Source organism: Clavibacter sp. AC415 (assembly GCF_979252985.1).
Window position 1 is genome coordinate 58,779 of record NZ_CEEDAR010000021.1, and the last position, 10,014, is coordinate 68,792.

Annotated in this window: 9 protein-coding genes and 4 pseudogenes; 11 read left to right on the top strand and 2 right to left on the bottom strand. The window is 72.9% G+C overall.

Features of this window, described 5'->3' with window-relative positions; genetic code table 11:
• Positions 1–63: 63 nt before the first annotated feature.
• Positions 64–714, top strand: coding sequence for an SDR family NAD(P)-dependent oxidoreductase (locus ACZ411_RS14835; protein ID WP_464171368.1), 651 nt, complete (start codon positions 64–66; stop codon positions 712–714).
• 298 nt (positions 715–1,012) lie between these two features.
• On the opposite strand, the gene ACZ411_RS14840 is transcribed toward ACZ411_RS14835, so the two are convergent.
• Positions 1,013–1,483: a hypothetical protein gene (locus ACZ411_RS14840; protein ID WP_464171369.1), complete on the bottom strand. Its 471-nt coding sequence runs from the start codon at positions 1,481–1,483 to the stop codon at positions 1,013–1,015.
• A 1,812-nt stretch (positions 1,484–3,295) separates the two neighbouring features.
• Between ACZ411_RS14840 and ACZ411_RS14845 the strand changes: the two are divergent.
• From ACZ411_RS14845 to ACZ411_RS14885, 9 genes and pseudogenes are all read left to right on the top strand, one after another.
• Positions 3,296–3,835 (top strand): annotated as a pseudogene (locus ACZ411_RS14845) (sulfurtransferase); the annotation flags it as partial.
• A 12-nt stretch (positions 3,836–3,847) separates the two neighbouring features.
• A complete protein-coding gene (locus tag ACZ411_RS14850; protein ID WP_464171377.1) occupies positions 3,848–4,282 on the top strand; it encodes a SufE family protein in 435 nt (144 codons plus the stop codon).
• A complete protein-coding gene (locus ACZ411_RS14855) occupies positions 4,279–4,803 on the top strand; it encodes a dihydrofolate reductase family protein (RefSeq protein WP_464171370.1) in 525 nt (174 codons plus the stop codon). The genes ACZ411_RS14850 and ACZ411_RS14855 overlap by 4 nt, the downstream gene beginning before the upstream one ends.
• Positions 4,728–5,120 (top strand): dihydrofolate reductase family protein, encoded by a 393-nt coding sequence (locus ACZ411_RS14860; RefSeq protein WP_464171371.1) that lies wholly within the window; start codon positions 4,728–4,730, stop codon positions 5,118–5,120. The genes ACZ411_RS14855 and ACZ411_RS14860 overlap by 76 nt, the downstream gene beginning before the upstream one ends.
• On the top strand, positions 5,104–5,697 hold the full coding sequence (locus tag ACZ411_RS14865) for a DUF3000 domain-containing protein (RefSeq protein WP_464171372.1): 594 nt from the start codon (positions 5,104–5,106) through the stop codon (positions 5,695–5,697). Before ACZ411_RS14860 ends, ACZ411_RS14865 begins: the two co-directional genes overlap by 17 nt.
• A pseudogene (locus ACZ411_RS14870) lies at positions 5,694–7,165 on the top strand (HRDC domain-containing protein). The gene ACZ411_RS14865 and the pseudogene ACZ411_RS14870 overlap by 4 nt, the downstream one beginning before the upstream one ends.
• Positions 7,166–7,350: 185 nt before the next feature.
• Positions 7,351–7,743, top strand: a complete 393-nt coding sequence (locus ACZ411_RS14875; protein ID WP_464171373.1) for a thiolase family protein — start codon at positions 7,351–7,353, stop codon at positions 7,741–7,743.
• Positions 7,712–8,245 carry a thiolase family protein gene (locus ACZ411_RS14880; RefSeq protein ID WP_464171378.1) on the top strand — a complete coding sequence of 178 codons (534 nt, stop codon included), beginning with the start codon at positions 7,712–7,714 and terminating at the stop codon, positions 8,243–8,245. The genes ACZ411_RS14875 and ACZ411_RS14880 overlap by 32 nt, the downstream gene beginning before the upstream one ends.
• Positions 8,242–8,334, top strand: a pseudogene (locus tag ACZ411_RS14885) (hypothetical protein); the annotation flags it as partial. The gene ACZ411_RS14880 and the pseudogene ACZ411_RS14885, both read left to right, overlap by 4 nt.
• 22 nt (positions 8,335–8,356) lie before the next feature.
• On the opposite strand, the gene ACZ411_RS14890 reads toward ACZ411_RS14885, so the two are convergent.
• Positions 8,357–8,581 (bottom strand): hypothetical protein, encoded by a 225-nt coding sequence (locus tag ACZ411_RS14890; RefSeq protein ID WP_464171381.1) that lies wholly within the window; start codon positions 8,579–8,581, stop codon positions 8,357–8,359.
• Between ACZ411_RS14890 and ACZ411_RS14895 the strand changes: the two are divergent.
• Positions 8,474–10,014 (top strand): annotated as a pseudogene (locus ACZ411_RS14895) (3-hydroxyacyl-CoA dehydrogenase NAD-binding domain-containing protein); the annotation flags it as partial. The gene ACZ411_RS14890 and the pseudogene ACZ411_RS14895 sit on opposite strands and share 108 nt — an antisense overlap.

A 10,014-nucleotide genomic window follows, 5' to 3' on the forward strand; every position in this document is an offset into this window, starting at 1 on the left:
CTGCGCGGGGAAGCGCGCCGCCGCCCTTGGCAGCGCCCGCCGTGGCGGCGTTCACTCGAGGGCATGGACTTCACACCGAGAAGAGCGATCATCACCGGCGCCGACTCCGGCATCGGCCGTTCCACCGCCGTGGCCCTCGCGAAGGCGGGCCTCGACGTGGGCATCACCTGGCACGACGACGAGGCGGGCGCGGAGGCCACCGCCGAGGAGGCGCGCTCCCACGGCGTGCGCGCCGTCACGACCCGTCTCGACACGGCGGACCTCGAGTCCGCCGGGGAGGTCGTCACCCGCCTCGCCGCCGAGCTCGGCGGGGTCGACGTGCTCGTCGGCAACGCCGGGACGGGCGACTCCACGCCGTTCCTCGACACCGACCTCGCCAGCTGGCAGCACGTGATCGCCGTCGACCTGACCGCCGTCAGGTCGACGGCGAGATCACGTGCTGCCAGCTGGCGAGGTCGGTGTCGAGGAACAGCGTGGAATCGCCCGTCCCGGCGTTGCCGACGAGCACGCCGCCGAGGCTGCGGCGGCGAGGCGGGTGACAACCTGCAGGAGCTCGAGGTGCCCGCCGTGTCGAGACGGGTCGTGACGGCGCGCACGCCGTGGGAGCGCGCCTCCTCGGCGGTGCGGCCTCCGCGCCCGCCTCGTCGTCGCTGCGGTGATGCCCACGTCGAGGCCCGCCTTCGCGAGGGCCACGGCGGTGGACGGCACCGGTGATGATCGCTCTTCTCGGCGCTGAAGTCCATGCCCTCGAGTGAACGCCGCCACGGCGGGCGCATGCCAAGGGCGGCGGCGCGCTTCCCCGCGCAGGCCATTCTCCCGCCCGAACACGACAGACGGCGCCGCCCTCTCGCGAGGTGCGGCGCCCGTCGTGGTCGACCGGTGGTGCGGGTCAGCGGCCGGAGGTCTCCAGCACGTAGCCCCTCCTCGCCGTGGACGATCGTGTCGATCAGCAATCTCGTCCTCGTTCTTCACCCCGGAAGCCCATGGTCTTCTGGATGATCGTGCCGATGACCTACGAGGAAGGACGAAGGAGTAGATCAGCACCGCGAACGCGGCGAGGGCCTGCTTGCCGTCTCGAGCGAGCCCGGTAGATCGCCGAAGCATCGGTGGCGAAGAGCCCGATGTACAGCGTGCCGATGAGGCCACCGACGAGGTGGATGCCAACCACGTCGAGCGAGTCGTCGAAGCCGAACTTCAACTTCAGCCGGATCGCAACAGCGCCGGCGCCGGCGACGATGCCGAGGACGATGGCCCAGATCGGCGAGGGCGGCGCACGCCGGGTGATGGCGACGACCGCGACGGCACCGGATGCGGCGCCCACCGAGGTGGCTTGCCGTCGCGGATCTTCTCGACGACGAGCCAGCCAAGGATCGCGGCGGCGGGAGCGGCGATGAGGAACGCGAATGGCCGCGATGCCGTCCGCCGCGAGCTCCGAGCCGGCGTCGAAGCCGAACCAGCCGAACCACAGGAGTCCCGGCGCCAAGAGAACGGCGGGTTGTGCGGCACGTGGCATTGCCCTCGGCAAACCGACGCTGCCAGGACGAGCGACAGGGCGAGGGCCGCGGCACCCGCGCTTGGACGGCCGTGCCGCCGGCGAAGTCGATGGCGCCGACGTTGTAGGCGATCCAGCCGCCGTCGACCGTCGAGCCGTCGGCGATCGTGAAGTTGAAGACCAGCTCGCGACGGGAAGTAGACGATCGTCCGCCCCAGACGCCGCGAACACCATCCACGCCGAACTTGGCGCGGTCGGGAGATGGCGCCGGAGATGAGGGCCACGGTGATGATCGCAAACATCGGCCTGGAACGCGGCGAAGGCAAGCATCGGGTGCGCTCGTACCTGCTCGCCGAGGGCCGCCGTGTAGGCGTCGCCGAGCCGAGCTGGCCGAGGTCGACGCCGAGGATGCCGTCGATGCCGACGAAGCACGGCTGCCCGCGGCGCCCGTGGTCCGTTCCCAAAGCTGTGACCGCGTAGCCCGTAGAGCACCCCAGAGGAGCCCGATGAGGCCCATGGCCCCGAAGCTCATCATCATCATGCTGACGCTCTTGGCCTTGACGAGCCCGCCGTAGAAGAACGCCAAGACCGCGTCATCAGGAGGACCAGCGCCGCGGCGATCAGGAGGAAGGCGGTGTTGCCTTGATCCTGGTGTTTCACCTTCTCATCGTGCAGGGGTCGCACCGGACTGGAGGCGGGACGCCGCTGGTCGGGGGTTGCAAGACCGGGTGCCGGGTACGCATCCAGTGTCCGGGGGCGAAGGTTTAACGGGCTCACCGGGACCTGTTCGGGCGCGTACACGGCACACGGCAAGGTGTCAACATCGCGTGTTTCGGACCCGTCGGGATGCTCGAGCGGTGCCGCCGGCCCAGCTGCGCCGGAGCCCCGGTGGCTATGGCGCTACGCGTCGCGCCCGGCGGCGGTGAGCGAGATGAGCCAGAAGAGAGTCTTGCGGTATCCGCCCGCCAGCATCTCCGCCGAGAACGCCTCGTCGAACGGCGTGCCGGACGCCAGCAGCTGAGCACACGCGGTCGACGAACGCGACGAAGCGGAGCGCCTGCCCCTGCAGCTGGGTCACGTCGCGAAGCGCGATAACATCGACGCCCTCGATGACCTTCGTACTTGGAGGGTGCAGCCGCGCCAGGTGCGCGACGAGCTCGGGAGGACGGCCGCCCCGCCCTGTCGCGCCGCGTCGGCGCGCGCGTCGTCATGGGCCTCGACCGTGACGCGTGGCCCTCGAAGGCGCGACGGCGGTAGTCGAGGCCGTCAATGCGGTCAGTCTCGAACCCGTCGCTCATGGCCTGGATCTCGCGCAGGAAGTCGGCGGCGGCGAAGCGGCCCTCCCAGGGCGTCGGCGGGGTGTTGCTCCAGTCGCCGCGATGCGCGTGCCGTCTGGACGAGGTCCGAGAGCAGGCGCGTCATCGTGGCCGGGTCGTCGAGCTCCGAACTCGTCGATCAGGCCCCGCGGAAAAGACCCCGACGGCGCCCTGGTAGCCGGAGGCGCGAGCGCCGTGTACTCGATGAAGGTGCCGAAGCACTTGGGTCCCGGCATGGCGTGCCAGAGCGAGCGAGCAGGTGGGCTCTGCCGACGCCGAACCCGCCGTCGAGGTACACGCCAGGGCTTCGGCGCCGGCGCCTTCCGGCGGGAGAGAGCCCGCCGCGGAACCCGGCGCCGCCGGAGAACGCGCGGAGCCTCGACCGCCTGCGCCTGCGTGTCGTACTCGGGGTCCGGCCGGTAAGTGTGAGCGGGCCTCGTCGAACTGCCGCGGCGGGCACGAGGTGCGCGGCGATCTCCTCGCCCGGTTCGGCCACGAGGACGTGCGCCTGCTCGACGGCGGGCGCGACAAGTGGGTCGCCGAGGGTCGACCGCTCACCACCGACGCCACCGAGGTCGCCCCCGTGGAGTACCCCGTGGTGGAGCGCCGCGACGAGGAGATCCGCGCGTACAAGGACGACGTGCTCGCGCACCTGGGCAACCCGCTGATCGACGTCCGCAGCCCGAGGAGTACACGGGCCAGCGCACGACGGCGCCGGCCTACCCGGAGGAGGGCGCGCTCCGCGCGGGCCACATCCCCACCTCCCGCAACGTCCCCTGGGCGAAGGCGGCGGCCGAGGACGGCTCGTTCCGGACCCGCGCCGAGCTCGACGCCGTCTACCGCGAAGGCCACCGACAAACGGCGACGACGTGGTGAATTGCATCTGCCGCATCGGCGAGCGCTGAGCCACACGTGGTTCGTGCTCACGCACCTCCTCGGCTTCGACGGCGTCCGCAACTACGACGGGTCCTGGACCGAGCGGGGCTCCGCCGTGCGCGTCCCCATCGTGCAGGGCGCCGAGCCGGGAGCTGCCCTCCCGATGACCGGCTCCCCCGCGCTGCCCGCCGCGCTCGCCGAGATCCGGGACGACTTCCTCGCGCTCGGGCAGCGTGACCGGCTCCTCCTGCTGCTCGACTTCAGCAACGAGCTCCCGGCCCTGCCCGAGCGCTACGCCGAGCACCCGGACCTGCTGGAGCGGGTGGAGGAGTGCCAGTCGCCGGTGTTCATGTTCGTGGAGGTCGTCGACGGCGACGTGCACGTCCACGCCCAGGCGCCCGCCGAGGCGCCGACGAGCCGGGGCTTCGCGTCCATCCTCGCCCAGGGCCTCGAGGGGCTCCGGGCCGAGGAGGCGGTCCCCGACGACTACCCGTCCACGATCGGGCTGGACGCGGCGGTGTCGCCGCTGCGCATGCGCGGCATGACCGCGATGCTCGGCCGCGTGAAGCGCCAGGCGCGCGAGCGGCTCGCGGGGTGAGGATCACGCGGGTCCTGCCCGTCGCGGGACCGGGCGAGGACCCGGGTCCTCGCGGGCTCGACGACGAGGGCACGCGCGACTGGCTCGAGGGCCTCTACCGCCCGGCCTCCGTCGAGCACGTGCGCCTGAACTTCGTCGCGTCCGTCGACGGGAGCGTCATCGGAGCCGACGGCCTCCGACAGCCTCAGCAGCGTCGTCGACCGCCGGATCCTCGGGTCGTCCGCGAGCTCGCGGACGTGGTCCTCGTCGGCGCCGGCACCGTCCGCACGGAGCGGTACGTGCTCCCCCGGCGCACGCCGCTGGCGGTCGCCACGTCCTCGGGCGACCTCTCCGGCCACCGCTTCGACCCCGCGCAGGCCGACGGCCGGCTCGTGGTGCTGTGCCCGCCCGAGGCGCGCGATCGCGCCCTCGCGACGCTCGCGGGCGTCCCGCGGAGCTCGTACCCGTGCCCCTCGGCGCCGCGGCGGACGGGCGCCTCGGGGGCGACGACGTCGTCGACGCGCTCCGTGGCCTCGGCCTGACGAGCATCGTCTGCGAGGGCGGACCCGCCCTCGCCGCCGCATTGCTGACGGCGGGCCGCGTGGACGAGCTGTGCCTGACCAGCGTCCCGGAGCTCGTCACCCCGCGCATCCCGCTCGTCCCCGCCGGCTCCGGCGTGGACGCGCGGATGCGCCTCGCGCAGCTCCTCGTGGACGACGACCACCGCACCTACGCCCGCTGGAGCGTCGCCGCGGCTGATCCCCTGGTCGCAGCAGGATCGGCGGCCGGTCGCGCCTCCGGCGTGGCTCCCGGCCCGGGACGGCGGAACCGGTCGCCTGCCCGTGGTAGACACCCGTGACAGCGCCGAGGATCCGCCCGAGTTCCGCGCGGCGCTCGACGCGCTCCGGCGCGCGACCACCCGGTCCGAGCTGGTGCTCACCGAGATCCCCTCGCCCGCCGGCGGGCTGGCCCCGTACGCCGTGGCGCTGGCCGCCGACGTGTCCCCCTCGGGGCATGCCGCCGACTCCGAGCTCGGCACGGGCCGGTTCATCCTGCTGCACGACCCGGAGGAGCCGGACGCCTGGGGCGGCGCCTTCCGCATCGTCTGCTTCGCCCAGGCGCCGCTGGAGACCGACATGGGCACCGACCCGTTCCTCGCGGACGTCGCCTGGCCCTGGCTCGTGGACGGCCTGGCATCGCGCGGCGCCCGGTACTCCGCGCCGTCGGGGACGGCGACGCGCATCATCTCCACCGGCTACGGCGAGCTGGCCCGGCAGGGCAGCGGCGCCAAGATCGAGCTCCGGGCCTCCTGGACCCCGGCGGACAGCGACGTGACCGCCCATGTGGAAGGCTGGGGGGAACTACTGTGCATGCTCGCCGGACTGCCTCCGGGCGAAGGAGTGACACTGCTATCAGCGCGACGCACCCGGACGTGAACGCCCCGTCCGACACCCCCGACCCCGACGCGACCCCCGCATCCCCGGCGGCCGCACCCCGGCTCGGCCGCCCGGCCATGGGCGCCTCGCTGTTCTCCGACGTCCCGGGATCCACCGCCACCGACGCGGTCGTCGCCCGGACGCGCCCCCGCGCACGGCGTCCGGAGGCGCCGATCGTCCCGGACCCCGTCGCCCGAGCGCAGGCGCCGGCGACGGCACCGGAGCCGTCTCCCGCTGCGGAGCCCGCGGACGGACGCGCGCCGCTGCGCGAGGCGGCGGCCACCGGCGACCTCACCGTCATCGACACGCGCGAGGAGTACCTGCGCGCCGTCGAGGCCATCGCCCAGGGCACCGTCATCGCCGTCGACGCCGAGCAGGCATCCGGCTTCCGCTACAGCCAGCGCGCCTACCTCATCCAGGTGTTCCGTCGCGGCGCGGGCACCTTCCTGTTCGACCCGCCCGCCGTCGGCGGCTTCTCCGAGCTCGACGAGGTCATCCGCGACGTGGATGCGGTCCTGCACGCGGCCAGCCAGGACCTCGCCTGCCTCCGGGAGGTCGGCCTCAACCCCCGGCGCATCTTCGACACCGAGCTCGCCTCCGCCTGCTGGCCTGCCCGCGTCGGCCTCGGCACGGTCGTCGAGGAGCTGCTCGGGATCCACCTGGCGAAGGAGCACTCCACGGCCCGACGGGTACCCACCGCTCCCGGGCATGGCTCGTGTACGCCGCGCTCGACGTGGAGCTGCTCGTGGACGTGCGCGACGAGATCGCCCGCCGCCTCGAGGAGCAGGGCAAGACGGCCATCGCCGAGCAGGAGTTCCAGGCGACCATCGCCAAGGAGGCCAGACCCCGCCCGGGTCGAGCCGTGGCGCCGCCTCAGCGGCCTGCACGGGATCCGCGGCGGTCGCAACCTGGCCGTCGCCAAGGAGCTGTGGCAGGCCCGCGACGCGTACGCGCGCGAGGTCGACACCAGCCCCGGCCGCCTGGTCCCCGACGGGTCCCTCGTCGCCGTGGCGCGCGTCCTGCCGCAGTCCAAGCGCGACCTCGCCGCCGTGCGCGAGTTCTCGGGCCGCGCGAGCCGGCCGAGATCGACCGCTGGTGGGCCGCCGTCGAGCGGGGCCTCGCCGCCACCGAGTTCCCGCAGCTGCGCGGCACGGGCGAGTCGATGCCGCCGCCGAAGGCCTCGGCCGACAAGGACCCCGCGGCCGACCGGCGCCTCAAGCGCGCCCGCGTCGCCGTGCAGGAGGTCGCGACCGCGATGGGCGTCCCCAGGAGAACGTGCTGACGCCCGAGGTGCTGCGCCGCGTCGCGTGGACGCCAGCCCGCCGACCTCGCTCCCGCCTCCGTGGCGACGGCGCTCGAGTCGTGGGGCGCGCGGCCCTGGCAGATCGAGGCGACGGCCGCCGCGGTCGCCTCCGCCTTTCTGGATGCCGACCAAGCCGACGACGCGACGGACGACGGGGCCTCGTAGGAACAGTCAACGGATTCGGCTCCCCACCGGCCTCTCCCTAGGGTGGGGGAAATCGATGCGAGGAGGCGTCAGTAGTCAAGAACCGAAGTCCGAGTTCGTGGACGGGGTCCGCACCCCGTTCGGACGAGCGGGTGAGAAGGGCATGTACTGGCGGACCCGCGCCGACGACCTCGGTGGTCAAGGCCATGATCGGGTTGCTGGAGCGGAACCCGCAGGTGCCGAAGGACCGGATCGACGAGGTCGCCATCGCGGCCACGACCCAGACGGGCGACCAGGGCCTCACCCTCGGCCGCACCGCCGCGCTGCTGGCGGGTCTCCCCCGCTCCGTCCCGGGCTACGCCATCGACCGCATGTGCGCCGGCGCCATGACGAGCGTCACGGCCACCGCGGGCGGCATCGCGTTCGGCGCGTACGACCTCGCCATCGCGGGCGGGGTCGAGGCACATAGCCACCCGATGGGCTTCGACGCGGATCCGAACCCGCGGTTCCTCGCCGAGCGCCTGGTGAGCGAGGACGCCCTCAACATGGGCCGCACCGGCGGAGCGCATCCACGACCGCTTCCCGTCCCTCACCCGTGAGCGCGCAGACAGGTACGCCCTGGCCAGCCAGCAGAAGACGGCGCTCGCCTACGCGGCGCGGGGCACATCCAGCCGGACCTCGTGCCCGTCGCCACGCGGAACGACGACGGCTGGGGCCTCGCGACCCGCGACGAGGCCATGCGAGCCCGACGAGACGCTCGAGGACCTCGCCGGGCTGCGCACCCCGTTCCGCCCCCACGGGCGCGTGACGGCCGGCAACTCGTCGGGACTGAACGACGGCGCCACCGCGGCGCTGCCTCACGAGCGGCGACGCGGTGAAGGAGCTCGGGCTCGCGCCGAAGATGACGCTGGTGTCGTTCGCCTTCGCGGGCGTCGAGCCGGAGATCATGGGCATCGGCCCGTCCCGAGCACGGAGAAGGCGCTGCGCAAGGCCGGGCTGACCATCGACGACATCGGGCTGTTCGAGCTCAACGAGGCGTTCGCCATCCAGGTGCGCAGCCCCTCGACCACTTCGGCATCGACGACGCCGACCCGCGCGTGAACGAGTACGGCGGCGCGATCGCCGTCGGCCACCCGCTCGCGTCGAGCGGCGTTCGGCTCATGAACCAGCTCGCGCGCCAGTTCGAGCAGCACCCCGAGGGCCGCTACGGCCTCACCGCCATGTGCGTCGGCCTGGCCAGGGCGGCAGCGTCATCTGGGAGAACCCGCACTTCACCGGCAAGAGGAAGAAGAGGAACAAGTGACCGACACCAGCCGCTTCCGGGAGCTCGTGGCGCTCGATCCCGACGAGGTCGTCACGCACTCGCACGTCCGCGACGTGCCGCTGCCCTCCGGCGGCGTCCTCGCGCTCGTCACGCTCGACAACGGGCGCGACCACACGCGGCCCTCGACGCTGGGTCCCGCGACCCTGCTGGAGCTCGCGGAGGCGCTCGACGGGCTCGCCGGCCGCGCCGCCGCGGCGAGATCGCCGGGGTGGCGATCACGGGTAAACCGTTCATCCTCGCCGCCGGCGCCGACCTCAGCAAGGTGGGCGAGATCCCGAGCCGCGAGGTCGGCCGGCAGATGGCGCAGCTCGGCCACGACACGCTCGGGCGGCTCCACCGCCTCGGCGTGCCGTCGTTCACGTTCATCAACGGGCTGGCGCTCGGCGGCGGCCTGGAGATCGGGTTGAACTCCGACTACCGCACGGTCGACGCGTCCGTGCCGGCCGTCGCGCGCTCCCAGAGGTGTTCCTCGGGATCATCCCGGCTGGGGCGGCGCCTGGCTGCTCCCGAACCTCATCGGCATCGAGAACGCCCTCAAGGTCATCATCGAGAACCCGCTGAAGAACAACCGCACCCTGAAGGCGGCCGAAGTGATGGAGCTCGGCATCGCCGACGCGTCCTTCCCCTCGGCGTCGTTCCTGGAGCATCGATCCGGTGGGCCGACGGCGTCATCTCCGGCGCCGTAGAGGTGAAGCGCCCGAACGCGCCCGGCCGGCTCGAGCGCCTGGCCAAGTGGGACGTCGCCATCGGCATCGCCCGCAAGTCCCTCGAGCAGCGCATCGGCACGGTCGCGCAGTCGCCGTACCGCGCGCTCGACCTGCTGAAGGCGGCGAAGGGCAGCACCCGCGAGGAGGGCTTCGCCGCGGAGGACGAGGCCCTCGCCGACCTCATCTCGGTGACCAGTTCCGGGCGAGCATCTACGCGTTCGACCTGGTGCAGACGCGCCAAGCGCCCGGCGGGAGCTCGGACAAGGGGTACCGCGCCCGTCCCCGTCACGAAGGTGGGGGTCGTCGGCGCCGGGCTCATGGCATCGCAGTTCGCGCTCCTGTTCGTGCGCCGCCTCCAGGTGCCGGTGGTCATCACCGACCTCGACCAGGCGCCGGTGGATGCGGGCGTCGCCGGCATCCACGGCGAATCCGCAAGCTCGCCGAAGGGGCGCATCTCCCCCGACGAGGCCAACCGGCTCACCGCCCTCGTCACGGGCACGACCGACAAGGCCGACTTCGCCGACGCGGACTGGGTCATCGAGGCCGTGTTCGAGGAGCTGGGCGTCAAGCAGGCGGTGTTCGCGGAGATCGAGCAGCACGTCTCCGAGACGGCGACCCTCGCCACGAACACCTCGAGCCTGTCGGTGGAGCGCATCGCCGAGCGCCTCGCGCACCCGGAGCGCGTCGTGGGGTTCCACTTCTTCAACCCCGTCGCCGTGATGCCGCTCATCGAGGTCGTGCGGACGCCGCACACCACCGACGAGGCGCTGTCCACCGCTATGCAGGTCGCGCGGAAGCTCAAGAAGAACGCGGTCATCACCCGCGACACCCCGGGCTTC

Bases quoted from the DNA above. Each gene is read 5' to 3' on its own strand.
- ACZ411_RS14835 (WP_464171368.1), top strand. From the start codon at position 64: ATGGACTTCACACCGAGAAGAGCGATCATCACCGGCGCCGACTCCGGC.
- ACZ411_RS14850 (WP_464171377.1), top strand. From the start codon at position 3,848: ATGACCGGCTCCCCCGCGCTGCCCGCCGCGCTCGCCGAGATCCGGGAC.
- ACZ411_RS14875 (WP_464171373.1), top strand. From the start codon at position 7,351: ATGATCGGGTTGCTGGAGCGGAACCCGCAGGTGCCGAAGGACCGGATC.